This window comes from Stenotrophomonas sp. CASM101 (assembly GCF_049384845.1).
GTDB lineage: Bacteria > Pseudomonadota > Gammaproteobacteria > Xanthomonadales > Xanthomonadaceae > Stenotrophomonas > Stenotrophomonas hibiscicola.
Window position 1 is genome coordinate 546,294 of record NZ_JBMRFR010000001.1, and the last position, 22,249, is coordinate 568,542.

Below are 22,249 nucleotides of genomic sequence, written 5' to 3' on the forward strand. Positions count from 1 at the left end.
CCTGTGTGAGCCGCCGGACCAATCAATATCGTCACCGGACACGACGAAACGCGCCCAAAGTGGCGCTATTTCATGAATCTGGCGAGTAGTTGCGGGATGGTTTCGAGGCGGCAGGCAGCATAAGAGATCGGCAGAGAAACGAGTTAACGTTCTCCGTATACGAACCGATCACGGCCCGGGCGCACGCAGCACACGCCTCACAGCAAGGATCGCACATCCAGCTCTGGCGCTCAACTGAGTTACAGCGCCAAACTTTCCACGGTACGGGACACGTTCAGGTCGCTCCGTCGCCCGGCTTTCGACGGCGCGACGCGCAAATTGCTCGAGAACGCGAGCATTTCACGCCCGTAGCCTCCAATATTAAAAGAAGGATAAGCCGAGAGAGACAGCGAAGTTTGCGCACTGGCCCCACTATCCACTGTTCCCAACATCGGATCCTTGAAGCTATCAATTCGGTGTCTGTGGTCCACAGGCATGTGCAACTGTCAACTGCCAATTGCTTGAACCATCTGATACACGCGGCACCTGCGCTGTAGGCCATTATGTCCGCTTCTGGCCGGAAGCGGACATTTGGACGGCATGGCGGCCGCCCCGGTGGTAACGAGACTTAGAATTCGATCTGCGCGCAATTCGTGAGTGGGGGGCGACCAACCTAGTGTCCCTACTTGAGCCATGTGAAATCCATGGAATCAGGATCGCCGCACTACCCAAACGAGCAGCAGCCCTAGGTGTCCGATGGTTTGGCCTGCCGATCGTAGATGGTGTAGGCCCGGCGGATGCCTTTCTTGATGACTGGCGGAAGGTGGGACCTGCACTCTGCGAGAAGATACCCGAGTAATTGGTACTCGTTGAGGCTAGGTTAGCTCTTCTTGGAGGAAAAGGACCCAACACTGTCAGGTGGCCGACCGCGAGAATCGATCCCTTTCAGCGATGGCAAGGGAGAGTTCAGGTACTCAGCGTCTAGGCCTCGCAGGCTCGCGTTGTACGACCATCTTACGAACTGCTCCAGTAGGCAGTTGTTCTCGCGATAGACTCGTTCTAGTTCCGCCTCCAGCCGTAGAATTCGGTCCATAGCGATCTGCATTTCAGGAACAGCCTTGACCTGCCGCAGATGCCCCCCTTGCGCGGCTAAACCCGCCTTACGCTGTTCGAAGGCCTGCTGAATGCGAGTGTGCTTATGCAATGCTTGCCGCGTATATCGCGTAAAGAGGTGCCGCTCCACCGCGTCCAGCAGAGATTGCCAGGTCAAACGACCTGACCAGCCGTCAAGAATTCCGACAATGCTAGCGATGTCTTCATCACTAAGATTTTTTGCTCTTCTCATGAAGCGGTGCCTCGCACTTCGATCGCCCATTCCGTTTGCACCGACTCCTCGTCATGTTGATCCAACAACCGGCGGGCACCCAATGCCTGCCGAACCCGAGAGGCCGGACGAATGTGAGTCAAGCGGATTAGCGCACCTGGTGGAACTTGCGGATCGTCCAGAATTGCAACAAGCTCCGACAGTCTCGTTAGCGTCAGCCTTTGGTGTTCAACCCAACGCGACGCACCATATACCCCTTCAGCATCCGCAGCTTCTGCCTCAGCTAGCAGACTAGTGGTTTCGGCAAGTTTGGCACGCGTATTTGCATCACCGATTTCGTCGCCTTTGATACACACCTGCTCGTTGCAATTCGTACAGTCACGGTGCAGGGCGCAGGGAGACATGACGAAGTCGTGCACGCAGACTCCGAAATCGGTTGTGTGAGCGGCTTGGATACCCATTTCCTTGAACTTGTCTCGAGGAATTAGACTAACGCGAACCTGCGGTAGCGGATCGGTCGCCAGTTCAGTCACCGACTCCCGCTGCCTTTCCTGACGTAAGCCCACCAGCCGAGCCTGGACATCGCGATCAGAGACATGGTTGTACGAGTCATTCTGACGAATGTCACTCCGACCAGACCACTTTGCGATGTCAAGTTCACTCATGCCACCGGCCTGAGCCAAGGTATTCAGATAGTGTCTGAATTGGTGAGTACGAATGACGATTGGAGATCCGTCTGAATCGAAGTAGCCCAGATGATCGAACACGGACTTGAACCCGTGCTCTGTGCGACCACCAAGACCAGTAGAGATAAAGTTCTGATCTGGCGCCTCGATGACGCAACGAAACGTTCGCTTAGTCCGATGCAACTCATTACGCCGAACTACGCAAAGCGCTTCGCTGTACCGCAGACCAGAATCGACGTCCAACCATGGGAACCCTCGGGGCAGGAAACTGATGACAGCAGCCTCAACATTCGTGAACTTGGCTACTATTCTGCCGCGACGCTTCTCGACAGGCACGCCATTACCCAAACACCACGCCCTAGTGGTCGCCGGCGACACCGATTCTACAAAAAGGATCTCGCCGAGCTCTGCAATTGACAAGTCACCGCCGCGAAAATGCTCGAGATGTGGTGGGATGAACATCGATTTGGGATTGCGTTCGTACCAACGCGCCACGCGACGCGCCTCTGCTGATAGGTCATTGAGTCTTCTCACGGCCTCGCGCACGACCGAACTCATAGATGGCACAACCCACTTGATCATGGGGTCTGCACCCTTGGAGGGCCAGAACCGCAGCCCATATGCCGGCGACGCATCGGGACGAGCTGTTGTGACCTCAGGCTCCGCTCTAAGCAGCAAAACCTCATTCACCCGATCCGGGGCCGAGCACATGATCCCCGCCGTCGACGTCACAAAGAGATCAGCAGGCTCACTCGCTGCGCGAAACGCCAGCGCTAGGCATTCCAACGAGCGGGGGCTGGGAAGCTTAGCCTGCCGCGCAGCCTCAAACTCGTCTCCTACCCTGCCGTTCGCCTCCGTCGGGCGAGGTATGAAATTGGACCAGCGCAATGGGACTGCCGCTAAGCGGTTGTCATCAATGAACGACGCAAGCATCTCCAATTGCGAGCCGACTCGATAGCCCGCAGATGGGCTGAACTTCGCCCGGACCAGTAGAGCCGCTCTGTTGAAGGTCGCCGCAGTGACTGAAGCAACGTTACAAGCCCCCTGATCTTCCAGTGCAGCCGCCAACGCTCGTAGGGAGGCGAGCCGAAACCCTATACATTTCGTTGGCCGCATCCCATGCTGATATCGAATGTAGGATTTGGCGAACGAACCAAAGGGCTCGAGCATTGGGCGTGGCACGCGCTCGTTAACTGAGTCCCATGAGCTAAAAATAGCGCGAACCGCGCCTCGCCGAGCTTTGATCCTGACAGAATCCGCGATCTCCCACGCCATCTCATCGAAGGCAAGCTCGGCACCAAAGATGGTCAGCTCATTCCGGCACAGAGCAATAAACGCAGAGACATTCTGCTCGGCATTTAGCTCACTAAGCGGCTGAAAAAGAACTACTTTAGCCACAGGTTTTAGCTCCACCAAGTGAGCAACGACGCACCTTAACCTGGCGGCATTCCTCTATCACAGCCGCAACTGCGAAGATGGTTCGGTCATTGATGGAAGCAATGCGCTTATCGGAATCCCTGAGTTGCTTTTCACGCTGGTCAAGCAGGTGCTGTAGTACCGCCTCATGTGGCCCGTCCATCCAAGCCTCGAAGCTGGAGCAGGTGTAACAGGCGATCGGAGCATTGAATCCACAGAATCCGTGCGTTCCACAATCGCCCATAGGGGAACCACTTCGGTCAATACGCAGATCCATTACGCGCCTCGAAGTATTCGAGCCCAGTCCCTCCACAAGAGTTCCCGCGAACGCTTGGGCCAAGGGAGCCATCTCCATAGCAATGGCACGATCAATGCGCTCGATGATTGCAGGTGAACTGGCCGAGTAAACGCCAACATTCTGGGTGTCCGTGTGATCGAGAAGTCGGGCGATGACCAAAGGACTGTAGCCCTCTTCGCCAGCTCGCGTGCCGATCGTTCTCCTGAACCGGACGCCGCTTATGCTCATCGCCTTACCCGTGCGCTCTGAGACCACTGACAGGCTTTCGAGAACGGTCGTGATCGTCCGGCCAATCATGACGGCAGTCCGATGGAATTCGAATCCTTGGGCACCCATCTTCGAGCGCTCAGCGGGAAAGAGAGGGGCTTGCCCTGCATCATCTAAGATCGAACAGAAGCGTGCGCGAACGCCCTCAGCGTACGAACAGAGATGCTCACCAAACTGCTCGACAAGCGGGCGTTCTACGAACTGAGCACGCGAAAACTTGGCACCCTTCTTAGCGCTTGGCACCTGGATGGAATACTTCAGCATCCCATCAGCATCTGTTTCCACCCTGACATCGCAGACCTTTAGGGACGCGTACTGCTTGCTGCGCTGACCCAATAGGATAAAAAGCCACGCCAAGGTGAAGTCCGCGGTAGACACATCACCTTTCGCATATGCTTGATTGAGCGCTGATTGCAGGGCCTCTTCTTCGACATGGGTGAAAGGACCATCATGTGGATCCCATGTAAGGACAGACACACCCTTGTCATTGCCCTTGAGCCGCAATTGTTTGAGAAGCAGCTCGACGTCTTCATCGACCCCTGGGTAGCCCAGCTGGACCCATTTGCGGAGGAACCCCGCGAAAGACCCCAAGTACCATTCCTTCGACTGATGGAGGCCTGCACGGTAGTTCAGCAAATCTACGGCTGTGATGCTGGAAACCTGCATAGGCGTAGAACGCAGGAAGTGCTGCAGCCTTTGAAACATATTCTTTAGATGGTCGGGAGAGCGATTCTCTGCATACCACGTCAATACCGACTTGGCACCATTACGCAGCACTGGCGAAGCGGTTGGCAGCTGGTCGAAGTCTAAATGAATGTTATTGACACCATCGCGGTATGCCCAGATATGGGCGTTTGGATCGAACTCGATGCCCGACTTAGTGCGACTGCCTACCCATACAGTGAGTGCACGCGCCTCGCTAGCTTCTTCCTGATATAAGTGGGCATGTTTCACCTGCTCCTCCTCACTGGGCGGCTAAAGGACTTGGCTTGCATCTCCAGCGACGCCTCATTGCTTTTTCGCTGCACGTGCCTTTTCGTGTAGTGCGAAGCCATCTTCGACCTAGGTGACCAGCCCATCGTCTGGGTCCGCATCCTTTCTTCGTCTTCTGCGGACACACCTCGGCTATCCATGAGATCGGAGAAGTCGTCGTTCCAGGTGTGCCTCAAGACATGCGGGGAGAGGTCATCAGGAAGGCCAGGAACCTTGCTACGTAACTCCCTGAAAAGCTTGTTGAGCGCCGGCTTTGACAGCGGCTGGCCTGTCCCCGTCGCCACGAAGAGATAGGGATGGCGGCGCGCACCTTTGATCTTTGCTCGTTCCCCCATTATGTACCTCTGGATTAACTCCGCCAGATCAGGACCCAGTGCAAGTAGGCGACCTCGTGTTTTGACAAGCGGCGCACTTTTTCGCGGCTCTTCGGGGTTGCCAGGCCGCCGAACGATCGTGACCTCCCCGGTCCGAATGTTGACGTCACTAGCGTAGGTAGCAAGCAGCTCGCCGTTACGCACGCCCAGAAGGAGTAGCCAGAGGAAGATAAGTTGATTGCGAACCCGGACGTGCCTGTTCTTCCAGGGGTTGTCCGCACTGTCGGGATCAATGACCTCGAGAATGCGTGCACGGACCTCCGCGTCTACCCCCTGACGGCTACCCTGCGCGGAGTGGCGGCTGGGCATTCTGGCATTGATAAGGCTGACGAATGTTTGAGTGGCCTCGAGCAAGCTGTGATTGTGGGGATGTCCCACCTCTAGCTTCAGGCGCCGACCGGCTGTTAGCCAGGACAAGTAGTCGCGAATGTATGCCATACGGGTTGCCTTCGTGTCGGCACCCACCTGCGCCAGCGCTTTCACCGTGGGGCGCATTCGGGCCTGCTCCAGTGTTACGACCCTAGACACCACCGCTCGGGGTGACTCATCCATCTGGCTCATAGCGTCGAGCTCATCCTGCCGCAATCCAGCCAGCTTGGTGAGCGACTCAACCTCGCCCAAGGTAAGGAGCCGACCGTCATTGATTCGATCGTGAATGTCTATACCGAGATGACGAAACACTTGATGGGCAATCATCACAGCCCTGGCCGCGTGCTCGAGCGTGTTCTTCGCCAGCCCAGCAGCCCGAAGCTCGGTCACCAAAAATAGGTTTGGATGCCAGAGGGGGGCTCCCGACTCCTTACACAGAAGCATCGGAAATCGCTCTCCAGACAGGAACCGAACTGTTTTCACCCTATAGCCAGCTGCCATGTTGACATTTCCCAAAGGTAGTCGGTAAGCCGAGAAATCAGCAGCCGATGGAAAACGTTAACAACAAAAAAAGGCCCTTGGCAAATGCGCCAAGAGCCCTTGTTAACAGATACTAAAAGGTATCCTCTAGAACGGAATATCGTCGTCAGCGAAGTCGTCCATCGGCGGCGCCTGCTGCGGCTGCGGGCGCTGGTTGCCGCCCTGGTTGCCGTAACCGCCGCCCTGGTTGCCGCCCTGGTTGCCATAGCCACCGCCCTGGCCGCCACGCTGGCCACCGCCGCCGCCGTACTCCTGGCGCGGCGCCTGCTGGCGCTGCGGACGATCGCCGCCGTAGTTGCCACCACCGCCACCTTCACCGCGGCCGCCCAGCATCTGCATTTCATCGGCGATGATGTCCGTGGAGTACTTCTCCACGCCGTCCTGGCCGGTGTACTTGTCGTAGCGCAGGCTGCCTTCGACGTAGACCGAGCTGCCCTTGCGCAGGTACTCGCCGGCGATCTCGCCGAGCTTGCCGAAGAACACCACGCGGTGCCATTCGGTGCGCTCCTGCTGGTTGCCATCCTTGTCCTTGCGGACGCTGGTGGTGGCCAGGCTGATGCGGGTGATCGCCATGCCGCTCTGGGTGTACTTCACGTCCGGGTCGTTGCCGAGATTGCCGACCAGGATGACTTTGTTGATGCCGCGCGCCATAGATGGATTCTTCCGTTGTCCGGGGCTGGACCAGTGATAGCACACCCGACGGGGTGCCGATACGCTGGACCTCCCGCGGTTGCGAATGGGGGGGATATCGGAACGAGGCATCTTACCATTCCCTTCGCCCCCGGCCCGTCGGGAATCCGGCCGATCCGGGTCGGAACCGACCTCAACGAAGCAGGGGGCGATCCAGCAGCAAGCCGGTGACCCGTGTGACCTCCCCCACCGCCACCACCCTGGGCCCTTCATGGCAGTGGAAGCGCACGCCGGGCCGGATACGCTCCCGGTGCAGCCCCGCCCTGAGCACCTCATTGACCACGGTCAGGCCGGCCAACAGGGGCTCGCCCACCGGCAGCGGCAGCTCGGTCGCCCAGCTGTCGCCCTCGGCGTGACGGAAGTCGGGCCAGATCATGAACAGCTCTGGCGCCCCGGCGTCATCGGCGTAGGCAAAGTCCCAGCGGATACCGTTCCGGGCCGGGCTGCGACGCCCACCCTCCTCTGGCGCAAGGATGCGGATCCGCGCCTCGAAATCGTCGGGGACACCCGGGGACAGGCGAAAGGTCACCGCTTGGCTCCATCAGGCTATGGTGTTGACCGTCGCACGACCGCGACCGTGGCCACAAGCAGTGACGGCCAGGACGGCCGGCAGCCACCCCATGGCATCATGCCCGGGCACCCTTCCCCCTGTCCCCTCCCGCGTTCCCATGACGATCAAAGGCAAAGCGACCTCCCTCGACATCGCCCACCTGGCCGGGGTCTCCCAGCCAACCGTGTCGCGGGCCCTGCGCGGCAGCCCGATGGTCAACGCCGAGACCCGCGAGCGCATCCTGCGCATCGCCCGCGAGCTGAACTACAAGGTCGACAAGAACGCCTCCAGCCTGCGCCTGCGCAACGCCGGCACGCTGGCCCTGCTGTTCTTCGAAGACCCGACCAACGACGATTCGCTGATCAATCCGTTCTTCCATTCGATGCTGGGCTCGATCACCCGCGCCTGCGCGCTGCATGGGCAGGACCTGCTGGTCTCGTTCCAGCAGCTGTCCACCGACTGGCAGGCCGATTACGAGGACAGCAACAAGGCCGACGGCATCATCCTGCTCGGCTACGGCGACTACCACGAATCGCGCGACCGCCTGCAGCGGCTGGTCGAACAGGGCACGCACTTCGTGCGCTGGGGCGCCGCCCTGCCCGGCCAGCCGGGCGTGTCGATCGGCAGCGACAACTTCCAGGGCGGGCATGACATCACCACCCACCTGCTGCAGCAGGGCTGCCGCCGCATCGCCTTCCTCGGCCATGCCTCCAGCCATTACCCCGAATTCCAGGAACGCTACCGCGGCCACGTCGCGGCCCTGCAGGACCACGGCCTGGCCGCCGAACCGGCGCTGCAGCACGATGCGATCACCACCGAGGCTTCCGGCCAGGAAGCCTGCCAGGCGCTGCTGGCGCGTGGCGAGCCGATCGATGCGATCTGCGCCGCCAGCGACCTGATCGCCATCGGTGCGATGCGCGCCCTGCGCGAGGCCGGGCTACGGGTGCCGCAGGACGTGGCGGTGACCGGCTTCGACGACATCCCGCTGGCGGCCTCGGTGTCCCCGGCGCTGACCACGGTCCAGCAGGACACCAAGCAGGCCGGCCAGCTGCTGGTGGAGCGCCTGCTGACGCTGATCGGCCGGCAGCCGGTGCAGAGCCAGAGCATCCCGGTGAAGCTGGTGGTGCGGGAATCGTCGCTGCGCCGGTAAGCGCCACCAGGCCTTACGCCACGCCTCAACGTGCGACGGCGGAATTCTTCCCCCATGACCAACGGCGGATGCGCACAGAGGCTGATGCGCGGATAACGCGCAGACATCGCCCATGGAAAGGTGTACGTCGCATGCTGAAGATCGATTCGCTGTCCAAGACGTACGCCAACGGCGTGCATGCCCTCAACAACGTCAACCTGGACATCCCGCGGGGCATGTTCGGCCTGCTCGGCCCCAACGGCGCCGGCAAGTCCTCGCTGATGCGCACGCTGTCCACCCTGCAGGAAGCCGACAGCGGCACGGCGACGCTCAGCATTCCAGGCGAGGCGCCGATCGACGTGCTGCGCGACAAGGATGCGGTGCGCCGCCGGCTGGGTTACCTGCCGCAGGATTTCGGCGTGTACCCGAAAGTCAGCGCGCTGGACCTGCTGGAGCATTTCGCGGTGCTCAAGGGCCTGACGCAGCGCGCGCAGCGCCGCGAGGTGGTCGATGGGCTGCTGCAGCAGGTGAACCTGTGGGACGCGCGCAAGCGCAAGCTGGGCACCTACTCCGGCGGCATGCGCCAGCGCTTCGGCATTGCCCAGGCGCTGCTGGGTGACCCGCGGTTGGTGATCGTCGATGAACCCACCGCCGGCCTCGACCCGGAAGAGCGCAACCGCTTCCTCAACCTGTTGGCGGCGATCGGCGAGAACGTGGCGGTGATCCTCTCCACCCACATCGTCGAGGACGTGACCGATCTGTGCCCGACGATGGCGATCATGAACAAAGGCCAGGTGCTGCTGACCGGGCGCCCGGCCGATGCCATCGACGCCCTGCAGCAGCAGGTCTGGCGCAAGCAGGTTGATCCTTCGGAACTGGCCGACCACGAGGCACGCTACGTGGTGCTGTCCACCCGCCTGGTCGGTGGCCGCCCGGTGATCCACGTGCACAGCGCCAACGACCCTGGCGACGGCTTCGCGGCCGTGGCTCCCGACCTCGAGGACGTGTACTTCCAGCGCCTGCGCCTTCAGGCCCGTAGCCGCGTCGCAGCCTGAGCGGAGCACGCCATGATCCTCAACTTCTTCCGCTTCGAGCTGCGCGAGCAGCTGCGCTCCCCGCTGCTGTGGCTGCTGGCCGGGCTGTTCGCCCTGCTTGCCTTTGCCGCCGCGTCCAGCGACGCCGTGCAGATCGGTGGCGGCACCGGCAACGTGCACAGCAACGCGCCCACCGTGATCGCACAGATGCTGGGCATCTTCACCCTGCTCGGCATGCTGGTCACCGCCCTGTTCGTCAGCAACGCGCTGTTGCGTGACTTCGAACTCGGTACTGCCGAACTGATCTTCGCCTGCCCGGTGAAGCGCCGCGATTACCTGGCGGGGCGCATCGCTGCCGCCCTGGCGGCCGGGCTGCTGGTCTACATCCTGATCGCATTCGGCCTGTGGCTGGCGCCGTTCATGCCGTGGGTCGATCCCGAGCGCATGGGCCCGATCAGCTGGCAGGGCTATGCCTGGACGTTCGCGGTCGTCGTCATTCCGAACCTGTTGTTCACCACCGCGCTGCTGTCGCTGCTGGCAGCGCTGACCCGCTCGATCCTCTGGGTCTACATCGGCCTGGTGGCCTACCTGGTCTTGTACGGCGCCAGCGCGGCCCTGCTGCGCGACATCGACAATACGTGGATCGCGGTGCTGAGCGAACCGCTGGGCATGCGCGCACTCGGCCGTACCATCCGCTACTGGTCCACCGCCGAACGCAACAGCGGGGTTCCCGAGCTGGCCGGCTACCTGCTGGCCAATCGCGCCCTGTGGTTGGGCGTGGCTGCCGCGCTGTTTGCCGCCACCTTCGCGCTGTTCCGCACCGAACGCAGCGGCAGTGGCCGTCGGCGCTGGGGCCGCAGGCAGGCGCAACCGGCTTCCGAAGCCAGCGTGGTCCGTCCCACCCGCGCGACACTGCCGCGCGTGATACCGGCGTTCACTGCCAGCACGGCGTGGCAGCAGTTCCTGCGCCAAGTCCGCTTCGATACACGCGGTGTCCTGCGCAGCGTGCCGTTCATCGTGCTGCTGGTACTGGGCCTGGCCAACTTCCTGCCCAGCGCGCTGTTCCGGCAGACCCTGTACGGCACCTCGATCTGGCCGGTCACCTCGCAGATGATCATGGGCCTGCAGGGGGCCTTCAGCTGGCTGCTGGTGATCATCGTGCTGTTCTTCGCCGGTGAGCTGGTCTGGAAGGAACGCAGTGCGCGCATCAATGAAGTGACCGATGCCATGCCGGTGCCGAACTGGGTGCCTCTGCTGGCCAAGTTCACCGCACTGCTGGCCGTGATCATCTGCTTCCAGGCCGCCGGCGCGCTGGCCGCGATGGGCGTGCAGCTGGCCAAGGGCTACACGCATCTGGAGCCGCTGCTGTACCTGCGCAGCCTCGCGCTGGATTCGGTGGTCTACATCCTGATGGGGGGCCTGGCGCTGGTGCTGCAGGTGCTCACCAACAACAAGTTCGTCGGATACGCATTGCTGATCGTGGTGATGATCGGCCAGGGCGTGCTCGGCCTGCTCGACTACACGCAGAACCTGTACAACTTCGGCAGCTGGCCCAACGCGCCCTATTCGGACATGAACGGCTACGGCCACTTCCTGACCGGGCAACTGGCGTTCCAGGGCTACTGGGCGTTGTTCCTGCTGACGCTGATGTGCTTGGCGTCGGCCTTCCGGGTGCGCGGTGTCAGCCAGGGCCTGCGCCAGCGCCTGGCTCTGGCCGGCCGCCGCCTGCGCGGCCCGACCGGCGCCTTTGCAGCGCTGGCAGCAGTGGCGTTCGTCGGCGTGGGGGGCTGGCTGTACTGGAGCACCAACATCCGCAACGAGTTCCTTTCTCCGGACCAGCAGCTGGATCTGCAGGCCCGCTACGAGCGCGAGCTGTCGAAGTACCGCAACCTGCCGCAGCCCCGCATCGTGGCGGTGGACAACCGCGTGGATCTGTCCCCCGAATCGCAGTCAATGGTGATCGATGCGAACTGGACGATCCGCAATCTCCACGCGCAGCCGATCCCGGAACTGCATGTCTCGATGGGCGATGACAAACAGCTGGTAGCCGCCGATCTTGGCGGACAGACGATGGCCTTCCATGCCAAGGACCTGGGGTATCGCATCTATCGGCTGGACAAGCCTCTGCAACCGGGCGAAAGCCGCCGTGTCCATTTCCGGGTGGTGCAGAAGCCCAATGGCATCACCGCCGGCCAGGCGCCGAGCAACATCGTGGACAACGGCACGTTCTTCAACAGCCGCGTGTTGCCGTCGTTCGGCTACAACGAGGGCGCGGAGATCACCGACCGCAACGAGCGGCGCAAGCGCGACCTGGGTGAGCCGCGGCGCATGCCCAAGCTGGAAGACGAAGCCGCGCGTGCCAACACGTACATAGCCAACGATGCCGACTGGCTCGACTTCCGCACCACGATCTGCACGGCACCGGACCAGGTGGCGCTGGCCCCGGGCTATCTGCAGCATGAGAGCACGGTCAATGGCCGGCGCTGCTTCAACTATGCCATGGATCGACCGATGCTGAACTTCTACGCCTATCTGTCGGCGCGCTGGGAGGTGCGCAAGGCAAAGTACAAGGACATACCGATCGAGGTCTACTTCGACCCGGCGCACGGCTACAACGTGGAGCGGATGATCGAAGCGGTGCAGAAATCGCTGGCCTACTACGAGGCGAACTTCACCCCGTACCAGCATCGCCAGGTGCGCATCATCGAGTTCCCGGCTTATGCCCGCTTCGCGCAGTCGTTCGCCAACACCATCCCCTACTCCGAAGCCATCGGTTTCATCGCCGACCTGCGTGACCCGGACAAGGTGGACTACGTGTTCTACGTGACCGCGCACGAAATCGCACACCAATGGTGGGCGCACCAGGTGATCGGTGCCAACGTGCAGGGCGCCACGGTGCTGTCCGAATCGTTGTCGCAGTATTCGGCACTGATGGTGATGGAGCAGGAGTACGGCCGCCAGCACATGCGTCAGTTCCTCAAGCGCGAACTGGACGGTTACCTGTCCGGCCGCGGCGGCGAGGCCATCGAGGAACAGCCGCTGGAGCGCGTGGAAAACCAGCAGTACATCCACTACCAGAAGGGTTCGCTGGTGTTCTACCGGCTGCGTGAAGAGATCGGCGAAGTGGCCCTGAACCGCGCGTTGAAGCGCTTCCTGCAGGACAAGGGCTACCAGCAGCCGCCGTACACCACCTCACGCGAACTGCTGAGCTACATCCGTGCCGAGACCCCGGCCGACCGCCAGCAGCTGGTCACTGACCTGTTCGAGAAGATCAGCTTCTACGACAACCGCGTGATGGCCGCCAGCGCCCGCAAGCGCGATGACGGTCGTTACGACGTGACCCTGGACCTGCATGCCAGCAAGCAGTATGCCGATGGCAAGGGCCAGGAAAGCGACGGGAAGATGGATGACTGGATCGAGATCGGCGTGTTCGCCAACGGGCCTTCAGGCAAGGAACGCGACCAGAGAGTGCTGTACCTGCAGCGCCACCACATCACCAGTGCGGAGCCCAAGATCACGATAACGGTGGACGAAAAGCCGGATGAAGCGGGCTTCGACCCGTACAACAAGCTGATCGACCGCGTGAGCGATGACAACCGGCGCAAGGTAACGATATGAGGTATGTGGTGGTGCCGGTAGCGTGGCCGGCATCATCGGTGGCGGAGCTGCTGCGGGCACATGGATTCTGTGGAGAGCTGCCGTGCCAGTCATGATCTACGGTTTCACTGGCCGATACACTGGCAAGGCCGAATTCGAGTGGAACGCGCCCAGCGTCGGTGCACACCACCAGGCAATGCTGTTCCTGCTGCAGGACGGTGAACACCATGCATTCGACCTCGCGTTGGCCGAGTGCTTCCGTTTCTGCTTCGATGAAATCCGGGATCTACGCTGCGGCCGCCTGCAGGTCGATGTACTCAACACCGATACCTACCGCGGCTTTGCTCCCTTCTACGAGGAAGCGCTGGAAGCCGGCTCTGCCCTGCTCTACTACCCCGCTCCACTGTAGTGCCGGGCCATGCTCGGCACGCTGCCGACGAAAGCCGCGAACGCTCAGCGCAGCGCAGCCCTGGGCCCCAGCAACGCCAGCAGCACATACACCACGATCGAGGCGACCGTACCTAGCGCTGCCGGTACCCCGAACGCCCAGCGCGAGCGCCCCTGCTGGCGCGCCCACTGGGCCAGATGCCAAGCCGCGCCCAGGTTGATCAGCCAGGCGATGACGAACACCGGCCACTGCACCATGCCCACCGCGCGCAGCACCGGAATGGACACCAGCGCGGCAACGATCGCCGCGATCAGGAAGATCAGCGCCGAGCGGGAATGGGAGGGTGCGGCCATGGTCACGTTATCAACCACCAGAAGCATGGAGCCCGCTTGCAGGATAACGCCGACGGTCCTTGGATGCAGCAGATGGTCCCATCGGGGCCAGATTGGATGCCCTACATCAAGATCCTCGGATCTCCGACGAACCGCACGGCGGATACCGATACGCGGCAATCGCCACGAAGCGCAAGGTGAATCAGTGGGAACGCCGTGGATCAGGAAGGTGTACCCGCAGCAGGTGCACCCATTCGTCCAAGGAGTCACGTTGTGAAAATGATCTCTGCAGCTAGCTTGATTCTGGCAGGCTCCGCGCTTTCCACGTTCAAGGCGCACGCCGTCCAGGTAGTCACCTGTGGCAATTGCACTCAATCCTGGCAATACGAATCCGCTGGCGAAATGGCACATGGATTCCGTCGTGGCTGGGAGGTCTACCTCGTGGTCAACCCCCACCGCCCAAGCGCTTTACGTCACCGTCAATTACATTCCTCCTGGCGAGGTTCCCAGAAGGCTCCACCCAGCTCCTTCCCTGGGCGAATTGGGAATCGCTGCTGACATCAACGTTCCAGGCTGGCGTTTACCGAGCCAACCGGTGCAGACCCGGGATGGGCAAGGCGACTTCGACAGCAGTTCACAAGGTTTGGCAGAAGGCGAGCGACTTCAGCTTGAAGCGGTTGTCCGCATGTCGAAAGAATGGGTGTTCATAAAGCCTGCAAATGACAGCGGATACTTCTCCAGCCTGCATGTCGCAAACCAATTCATTCCAGCAGTAGATGATGCGATCCGAATCGCGCACACGGCAAGCAATCCGGCCTGGCAACACGGGCAGATCAATGGAAACCTCCTTGGCTCACTTTTCCGATCACTCGAGCATTTCTTCGGGAGAGGCGTTGGCGGCTGCCTGCTGATGGACAACGGCGACACCGCTTGCTGGCAGATCAATCCAATGGCAAGAGGGGCGGCTCGACTGATCAAAGGTACGGCCAAGGATATTTTCGGCCAGGCATTACCTGAATCAGACACCATCAAGAATGGGGGACAGATTGATATTGATGTCGACAAGGGTGATTGGCCTCGCGAGATCCGCTACAACTTCAATGGCGGCTATTATCGATGCGGATCGGTAAGCGGAAGGCTGGATCGCTGCGAATGGATCCGCCCCCGCTAGGAGATATGTCATGAAGATATGGTTGCAACTGGGAACGCATTCCTTGGTCGCCGTCGCCTTCTCACTTCTTGGGGCATTTCACATCACCCTTGGTCTCCCCAGCCTGAAGCGCCAGTACAGTGATGATCTCGCGTTGTCCATCCACCTGCTGTTCGACGAGGATGGCCAAGAACGATCCCAGGCTGAACTGCAGTCCAGAGTTTCATCCCACATCGTCAACATGCTTTTGCTCTCTGCCCATTCCCAGGGTAAATCGGATGCGGAGAATGCGCGTTTGGCAGCAATCAGCCAACGCGTTCTCGCCCAGGACCTCCTGCGATACGTCGAGCGCGACGATGTACGACACAACGCTGTCCTGGTGGCAGGCAACCTGGCTGCGGATTGAGCATCCGATGCCCGATGTCGCCAGCCACCAGCCTGCGCTCCCGCGCTCTTTCAAAGTGCACATCCGGTTCACTGACTGGACGGAGCACCAGGAAACTTCTCTTCCAGGGCACGTCTCTTACAGTGAACGCACCATCACCAGCACGCGATAGCTGCAGCTATCGGCTACCTGCAGCGGCGCCCAGCCCAGCCGCGCATACAGCCCACCGTCCAGGGCCTCAGTCTGCAGGTAGAGATCGGAAACCCCCATCCGCACCGCCTGCGTCGCTGCTTGCTCCACCAACGCGCCAGCCAGCCCACGCCCGCGATGGCTGTCGGCCACGAACACGCTGCCCAGCCAATGTTCGTACTGTGGGAACGCCTGCATTTCCCGCCGCTTGAGCTGGACTGCGCCAACCACCTGACCGTCATCGAATACGGCGATCAGGTGCGGGAAACCTTCGGCGTCCTGTGGCGGATTGAGCCGCTGCAGTTCCTGTTCCAGCGACAGGCCCGCGTCCTGGCCCCATTGTGCGTGGTACCACCCGGCCAGTTGCTGCCGTTCCGGTGCGCCAGCGGGTAATACCCTGAATTCCATGGCAATGCCTTGATCCCGATATTGCCCAAGAGGATCACGGACGGCGCTCGAAGGGAAGCCTTCTGTAGAGTCGCGCCGTGCTCGACTGATCCGGCATTGCGCGAACGGCAGCCGAGCATGGGCTCGGCTCTACATGACAATCAACCCTGGGCGAAGTCCTTCAGGATCTCGCCGACGCCGCTGGGCGAGATCTCGAAACCCAGCTGGGTGCCCGGGTTGATCACCACGCCATAGCCACCCGGCACGCGGCGCAGCACGTCCAGCATCCGCCAGCGGATCTGGTGTTCGGCCTGCTGGCTGTAGATGCCCACCCGCGACGGATCGGTGAATACGGCCACGTGCAGGATGCCCTGCTTGTCGAACAGCAGCGGGTCGAAGCCGCTGCCGTCGGGCGTGACCAGGCTGCCGGTCAGCAGCACTACCTCGGAAGCGACGAAGGCCTCCATGAAGGCGCGGATCGGCACCGCCCCGTCCATCGCCGCCTTCAGCAGGGTTTCGATCGGGGTCTGCGGGGCGAGGTCGGTCATGGCGGTACGGCAGGGCGTGAGGGGGGGGGCTATTGTGCCGGATATGGTCACCCCGGTAGTGCCGGCCCCTGGCCGGCACCTGAAGGTGCCATGGATTCATGGGTAGCCGGCCGGCGGCCGGCACTACCGCCCCAGCCGCACGTCCCGCGCCCGCTGGTCGGCCATCGCCTTGTCCAGCTCGGCCTGCAGCGCTGGCTGCTGCACGGCGGCATCCAGCACATACACCTTCACGCCGTGTGCGGGCACTTCGGCCTCCAGGGAGGCATCCACCTGCAACGAACCGCCGTCCAGTGCATCGCGCCAGCGGCCGGACTGGACGTAACGCGCCACGGTGAGCGTCCTGGCCTGGTCGCCCTTGTTCAGCAGCACCAGCGCAGTCTGCGCCACGTCACCGTGCTGCAGCACGCGGAAGAACACCGCCTCATTGCCCTGCAGGCGTTCGTTCACCTGCAGGCCGCGCTGCAGGGCCGGGGTGGCCTCGCGCAGCTTCGCAATGCGCTGCAGCGGCGCGAAGATCGGGCTCTGCGGTGCAGCGTCCACGCGCGGCTGGCCGAAGTAGGCACGGTTGCCGGCGTGCTCGGCGCGGCCGCGCATGAAGCCGGTCTCCGAACCGTAATAGACCACCGGAATGCCGCGCGCGGTGAACAGCCAGTTGTGCGCGTCGATGAAGCCGGTGTCGCTGGCCTGAAGGCGCGGCATGTCGTGGTTGTCGTAGAAGCTCATCAGCTCGTACGGATTGGCATACGGGCCACCGCTCAGGTGCAGTGGCTCAGCCAGGGTCTCGAAGCCCTTGTTGGCGGTGCCGAAGGTCTGCTCCAGTGCGCCGCGCAACGGGAAATCGAGCACGCTCACGTTGGCATTGGATGGCCAGGTGTGCTCGGCAATGGTCGCCGCGTTGTAGTCGAAGGCTTCGCCAAACATGAACATGCCCGGGTGCTCGGCACGGATGCGCTTGACGAAGGCATGCCACCACGGGTGCGGCAGCCAGCCGATGGTGTCGATGCGCAACGCGTCCACGCCCTGCGCGGTCCATTGCAGGTAGGCACCGACCAGGTAGTCCATCACCGCCGGATTGTCCTGGTTGAAGTCGGACAGCTCAGCCAGATTGCCATCGAAGATCGAGCCATCCTTGCTGTCGACCGGTCCAATGTTGTTGTAGAACGCGTGCAGCGGGTTGTGCTTCGGATCCAGTTTCTGCGGCGGCAGGTTCTGGTGGTCGGCGATCAGTTTTCCGTCCTTGTCGAAGATCTGGCCGAACTGCGGCTGTCGCGTCGGCATGGTCCAGGCCGGCGAGCCGTGGTTGCCCACGATATCCAGCACCACCTTCAAGCCAGCACCGTGCAGGCCCTTGGTCAGCCCGGCGAAATCCAGGTTCTTGCTGGGCAGGTGCTCATCGAGCTTGTAGAAGTTGATGCCCCAGTAGCCGTGGTAGCCGGTCTTGCCGCGATCAGTCAGCGTGCTGGTACAGCTGATCGGCTTGCTGCCGGTAAAGGCCTCGTCCGGGTTGTCGACGATGGGCGTGATCCATACCGCGCCGAAACCGAGGTTGCGGATGTACTGCGCGTTGTCGAGCACGCCGCGGAAGTCGCCGCCGAGGTAGCCGATGTTGCCGTCCACCTTGTCCGGGCACGGCACCGGAATATCGAAGGTGCGATGCGTGCCGCCCTGGTCGCGGTGATCGTTGGACGGATCGCCGTTGACGAAGCGGTCGGTGACCACGAAATACACCGCATCACTGGCGAACGGCTCGGTGGTGCCGACGTAGTCCGGGCGCGGCGTGGCCACGGCCTGGCCGGCGAACAGGGCAAGGGAAACAGCAACAGCCAGGACACCACGCATCACACCACCTCCGGACGGGACGGAACCCGCAGCACGCACAGGCCGGCCAGGAACAGGCTGCAGCCGCCCAGCACCAGCACATGCATCGGCTGGCCACCCAGCCATGCGCGCAGGGCAAAGCCGAGCGCACTGGCCGCCACCAGCTGCGGGATCACGATGAAGAAATTGAAGATGCCCATGTACACACCCATCTTCGACGCCGGCACGCTGTCGGACAGCAGTGCATACGGCAACGACAGGATCGAGGCCCAGGCAAAGCCCACACCCACCATCGACAGTAGCAGCCAGTGCGGGTCGCGGATGAACATCAGCGAGACCAGGCCGGCGCCGCCCAGCCACAGGTTGACCAGGTGGCTCCAGCGCAGGCCGATCGCACGCACCATCGGCGGAATCAGCACCGCCGCCAGCGCAGCGAAGCCGTTGTAGGCGCCAAACAGCACGCCCACCCAGTTGGCACCTTCGTTGTAGGCGGCCGACTGTGGATCGGTCGAACCGAAGTGGGTACCGGCCACCGCAGCGGTGGTGTAGATCCACATGGCGAACAGCGCGAACCACGAGAAGAACTGCACCCACGCCAGGCGGCGCATGGTGACCGGCATCGCGCGCAGGTCGCCGACGATGGCGGCCAGCATATGCGTGGCCGGCAGCGCGCGCGCGGCCGCCAGCAGCAGGCCGTAGCCGGCGCACAGGCCGGCCAGCACGTACAGCATCCGGTCGCCTTGCCGCCAGGCGATCAGCAGCGCCAACAACACACCCAGCCCAAGCCACAGGGTGACCCGCGTCCATGAAGCCGGGCCGTTGATCGCGGCCGCCGCCTGATGTTCCGGTGGCTCGGCATCATCGAACCCGGCCAGCTCCGCCGGTGAATATTCGCGGGTGCTGACCACCGTCCAGGTGATCGCCGCCAGCAGCACCACCGCGCCGAAGTAGAACGCATAGCGCACAGTGTCGGGCACTTCCCCGGCGGACGCGGTGTTGGCAACGCCGAAGTGGGCCAGGATGAACGGCAGAAAGCTGGCGACGATGGCACCCACGCCGATGAAGAAGCTCTGCATGGCATAGCCGGCCGGACGCTGGCGTGGCGCCAGCTGGTCACCGACGAAGGCACGGAACGGCTCCATCGATACGTTGATCGAGGCATCCAGTACCCACAGCGTGCCGGCCGCGATCCACAGCGTCGGCGAGTTCGGCATCACCAGCAGCGCCAGCGTGGTCAACACCGCACCGATCATGAAGTACGGACGACGGCGCCCCCAGCGCGTCCAGGTGCGATCGGACAGGTAGCCGATTACCGGCTGCACCAGCAGGCCGGTCAGCGGCGCGGCAATCCACAGCCCTGGCACCGCGTCGATATCCGCGCCCAGCGTCTCGAAGATGCGGCTGGCATTGGCGTTCTGCAGGGCGAATCCGAACTGGATGCCGAGGAAGCCGAAACACATGTTCCAGATCTGCCAGAACGACAGCTGCGGTTTTGCCGTGCGATTCATCGTGCACCCTCTTCCATCGCCACCGGCGCCACCGGCGCCACCGTCAGCGCCTGCACCTGCGCCTGGTTGAGCACGCCGTCGCGCCCGCCCTTGCCCCCGGTGTAGTGCGCGAAGTGCCGCAGCGCGCTCATGTTGAAGCCTTCTTCAAGCGCGACCGTGCATCGGCCCTTGGGCACCTTGAATGCCGCCGAGGTCGAGTCCTGCACCGCCACGCTGTGCGGCAGCGTAACCGTGTGCCGCTGCAACGGCTGGCCCGGGCACTGCAGCACCAGCTGCTTCACCGCAGCGGTGACGCCGGTGTTGATCGGCCCGTTCGGGTTGCGGTACTGCAGGCGAAGACGCACCTGCCCGGCCTTGGCCGAGGTGAACTGCCAGCGATCCTCGCCCTTCAGCACCTGCTGCGGACCGACGCAGACCGTCGGGCTGTGCAGCGATTCCAATGCGTTGTCGCGCCGGGTCAGGCTGAGGCAATGCTGCAGGCCATCGTCACTGATGTGCGCCTGGCCGTTGCTGGCGGTGAGCGCGCGACCGTCCTGCCACAGCACCTGGCCGGCAGCGACCTCGACGTTCCAGCCCCTGCCCTTGCGCCGCGCCTGCGGTGCGGCCGGCGTGGCCGGCGCGCGCGCATTGGCGTCGGCCGTCATCGCCACGCTGCGCGGTGCCGATGCGGCGGGGACCAGCTGCACGGTGGTGGTGGCACCACGCGTCGTCACCTTGCCCGCAACCAGCGATCCATCGCCCAGCTGCTTCGGCCGCTCCAGTACATAACGCTTGCCGTTGGCCTCCAGGGAGATGCGGCGTTGCTTGCCGAACAGTTCGGGCACCAGCACGGCCGGCAGCTTGGGCTGCACGCGGCCATCGTCCTGCACGCCGAATACGCCTTCGACCACCATCGACAGATAGCCGGCCACCGACCACAGCTGGCGTTCGGAATTGACCACCGGGCCGCTCAGTGCGCCTTCCTCGACATGCACGGCCTGGCTGACCAGCTCGTAGTTTTCCATGTTGGAGCCGGCCAGCGCGGCGCCCTGCATCAACGAGCGGATTTCGGCGGCGATGCGCGGCGCATCATCCAGCTGCCGCGCCGCGCGCAGCGAGTACGCACTGACGAACGGCCAGATCGCGCGATTGTGGTAGATCGGCTGCTGCGCCTCCTGCGGCCACACCACCGGGCTGCCGGCCGGGCCCATCGGATACGCCGCCAGCGCACGCCGCGCGCGCTCCGGCGGCAGCACCCCGGCCAGGATGCCCAGCGAAAGGCCGAGCAGATCCACCTTGGCGTACGGCACCGGGTGCGCGGCTTCACCGATGTAACTCATGTACTGGCCGATGTCTTCGCGCCAGAAGCGCGTATCGATCTGCTGCGCCAACGCATCGGCCCACGCCTTGTACTCGTCCGCGCGGGCATCGCCGCGCTTGCCGGCCAGGCGTTCGGCCAGGCGCAGCGCCTGGTAGTGCAGCACGTTGGTGGACAGCGCGTAGGAATCACCGATGAAGCGCACGTCCTCGCGGGTCCAGTCCGGATAGGTCTGCTCGCGCCAGTCCAGGAACGAGGTCTCGCCGCGGTACAGGCCCACCTGCGCGTCGAACACCATCGCGCGGTCCTGTGCCAGCGTGCCCTGCAGCGCCTGCCAGACCTGATCGGCAAACGCCGGATCATCCAGCAGGTGGCGCGCGGCCAGGAACCACACCACGCGGTCGCTGCTGATCGGCCAGCTGCCGCCGGAACCGGTGTCCTGCGCCACGAACAGGCCGGGCGTGTGCCCGTCGCGCGCCGCCGACAGCTTGAACTGCAGCGACTGCCGGGTGCGTTGCGGGTCCAGCCGCGCCAGCGCCAGATCGGCGGCGAAGCTGACATCGCGGGTCCACACATAGGGCCAGCGCGCGCCGGTCTGGAAGCACTCGCACGGCACCGGCCGGCCCTCGTCGAAGGCCGGATCGCGGATCGCATCCACGCGGTCCTGGTCCATCTCCTGCTGGGCCAGCGCGAACAGTGCATCGAACATCACGCTGCCGGTCTGGCTGCGCATCGGTGCGGCTGCGATCTGCACTGCGCCCTTCGGCGCATGCAGCACGAAGCTGCCATTGGCAGCGGCTTCGGCGCGCGCATGGCGGCCGTCGAATTGCAGGTCGGCCGCCTGCGCGGTCGTCCCCAGCGCTGCCCCCAGGGCAGCGGTCAGGCAAATGATCTTCAGCATCGAAGCGGCGGACCGGCTTGCGCCCGTCGGCCTCCCTCCCTCTCTGCACGCGTTGTAGGTCCGCACCGTCGTTGCAGGCGGGCGGGCGCGGCCCCTCCCT

General features: G+C 63.0%; 17 protein-coding genes. 6 read left to right on the forward strand and 11 right to left on the reverse strand.

Annotated features, from left to right (window positions below; all coding sequences use genetic code 11):
* Positions 1–1,320: 1,320 nt before the first annotated feature.
* The 5 genes from VG543_RS02690 to VG543_RS02710 form a co-directional block, all read right to left on the reverse strand.
* A complete protein-coding gene (locus VG543_RS02690; protein WP_171968388.1) occupies positions 1,321–3,387 on the reverse strand; it encodes an integrase in 2,067 nt (688 codons plus the stop codon).
* Complete coding sequence (locus VG543_RS02695; protein WP_149908856.1) at positions 3,380–4,924, reverse strand: site-specific integrase; 1,545 nt, start codon at positions 4,922–4,924, stop codon at positions 3,380–3,382. Before VG543_RS02695 ends, VG543_RS02690 begins: the two co-directional genes overlap by 8 nt.
* A complete protein-coding gene (locus tag VG543_RS02700) occupies positions 4,921–6,207 on the reverse strand; it encodes a tyrosine-type recombinase/integrase (RefSeq protein WP_149908857.1) in 1,287 nt (428 codons plus the stop codon). The genes VG543_RS02695 and VG543_RS02700 overlap by 4 nt, the downstream gene beginning before the upstream one ends.
* A 126-nt stretch (positions 6,208–6,333) precedes the next feature.
* Positions 6,334–6,897, reverse strand: a complete 564-nt coding sequence (locus VG543_RS02705; RefSeq protein WP_111098242.1) for a single-stranded DNA-binding protein — start codon at positions 6,895–6,897, stop codon at positions 6,334–6,336.
* A gap of 172 nt (positions 6,898–7,069) precedes the next feature.
* Entirely contained in the window at positions 7,070–7,465 is a 396-nt protein-coding gene (locus VG543_RS02710; protein WP_423177655.1) for a hypothetical protein, read from the reverse strand.
* A 139-nt stretch (positions 7,466–7,604) separates the two neighbouring features.
* Here VG543_RS02710 and VG543_RS02715 point away from each other — a divergent pair, with 139 nt between their 5' ends.
* From VG543_RS02715 to VG543_RS02730, 4 genes are all read left to right on the forward strand, one after another.
* Complete coding sequence (locus VG543_RS02715) at positions 7,605–8,636, forward strand: LacI family DNA-binding transcriptional regulator (protein ID WP_423177657.1); 1,032 nt, start codon at positions 7,605–7,607, stop codon at positions 8,634–8,636.
* A 131-nt stretch (positions 8,637–8,767) separates the two neighbouring features.
* Positions 8,768–9,670 carry an ABC transporter ATP-binding protein gene (locus tag VG543_RS02720; protein WP_019659375.1) on the forward strand — a complete coding sequence of 301 codons (903 nt, stop codon included), beginning with the start codon at positions 8,768–8,770 and terminating at the stop codon, positions 9,668–9,670.
* Positions 9,671–9,682: 12 nt separating this feature from the next.
* Positions 9,683–13,267, forward strand: coding sequence for an ABC transporter permease subunit (locus VG543_RS02725; RefSeq protein ID WP_423177658.1), 3,585 nt, complete (start codon positions 9,683–9,685; stop codon positions 13,265–13,267).
* Positions 13,268–13,349: 82 nt separating this feature from the next.
* Positions 13,350–13,655, forward strand: a complete 306-nt coding sequence (locus tag VG543_RS02730; protein ID WP_279936775.1) for a hypothetical protein — start codon at positions 13,350–13,352, stop codon at positions 13,653–13,655.
* A 44-nt stretch (positions 13,656–13,699) separates the two neighbouring features.
* Here the strand turns inward: VG543_RS02730 and VG543_RS02735 are convergent, their stop codons facing one another.
* Complete coding sequence (locus tag VG543_RS02735; protein WP_423181112.1) at positions 13,700–13,987, reverse strand: hypothetical protein; 288 nt, start codon at positions 13,985–13,987, stop codon at positions 13,700–13,702.
* 337 nt (positions 13,988–14,324) lie between these two features.
* On the opposite strand from VG543_RS02735, the gene VG543_RS02740 reads away from it, so the two are divergent.
* Both VG543_RS02740 and VG543_RS02745 read left to right on the forward strand, forming a co-directional pair.
* The gene (locus tag VG543_RS02740) at positions 14,325–15,137 is read left to right on the forward strand and encodes a hypothetical protein (RefSeq protein ID WP_423177661.1); all 813 of its coding nucleotides are present in this window, start codon (positions 14,325–14,327) and stop codon (positions 15,135–15,137) included.
* Between the two features lie 10 nt (positions 15,138–15,147).
* Positions 15,148–15,522, forward strand: a complete 375-nt coding sequence (locus tag VG543_RS02745) for a hypothetical protein (RefSeq protein ID WP_251102641.1) — start codon at positions 15,148–15,150, stop codon at positions 15,520–15,522.
* A 117-nt stretch (positions 15,523–15,639) separates the two neighbouring features.
* Here VG543_RS02745 and VG543_RS02750 read toward each other — a convergent pair whose 3' ends face one another.
* The 5 genes from VG543_RS02750 to VG543_RS02770 all read right to left on the reverse strand — a co-directional run bounded on the left by VG543_RS02750 (position 15,640) and on the right by VG543_RS02770 (position 22,149).
* Positions 15,640–16,098, reverse strand: a complete 459-nt coding sequence (locus VG543_RS02750) for a GNAT family N-acetyltransferase (RefSeq protein ID WP_423177662.1) — start codon at positions 16,096–16,098, stop codon at positions 15,640–15,642.
* A 140-nt stretch (positions 16,099–16,238) separates the two neighbouring features.
* Positions 16,239–16,625 (reverse strand): SseB family protein, encoded by a 387-nt coding sequence (locus tag VG543_RS02755; protein ID WP_134735501.1) that lies wholly within the window; start codon positions 16,623–16,625, stop codon positions 16,239–16,241.
* 123 nt (positions 16,626–16,748) lie between these two features.
* Positions 16,749–18,464 (reverse strand): alpha-amylase family glycosyl hydrolase, encoded by a 1,716-nt coding sequence (locus VG543_RS02760; protein ID WP_329848970.1) that lies wholly within the window; start codon positions 18,462–18,464, stop codon positions 16,749–16,751.
* Complete coding sequence (locus VG543_RS02765; protein WP_423177663.1) at positions 18,464–19,951, reverse strand: MFS transporter; 1,488 nt, start codon at positions 19,949–19,951, stop codon at positions 18,464–18,466. The genes VG543_RS02760 and VG543_RS02765 overlap by 1 nt, the downstream gene beginning before the upstream one ends.
* Positions 19,948–22,149 carry a Six-hairpin glycosidase-like protein gene (locus tag VG543_RS02770; protein ID WP_423177664.1) on the reverse strand — a complete coding sequence of 734 codons (2,202 nt, stop codon included), beginning with the start codon at positions 22,147–22,149 and terminating at the stop codon, positions 19,948–19,950. Before VG543_RS02770 ends, VG543_RS02765 begins: the two co-directional genes overlap by 4 nt.
* Between the last annotated feature and the right edge of the window lie 100 nt (positions 22,150–22,249).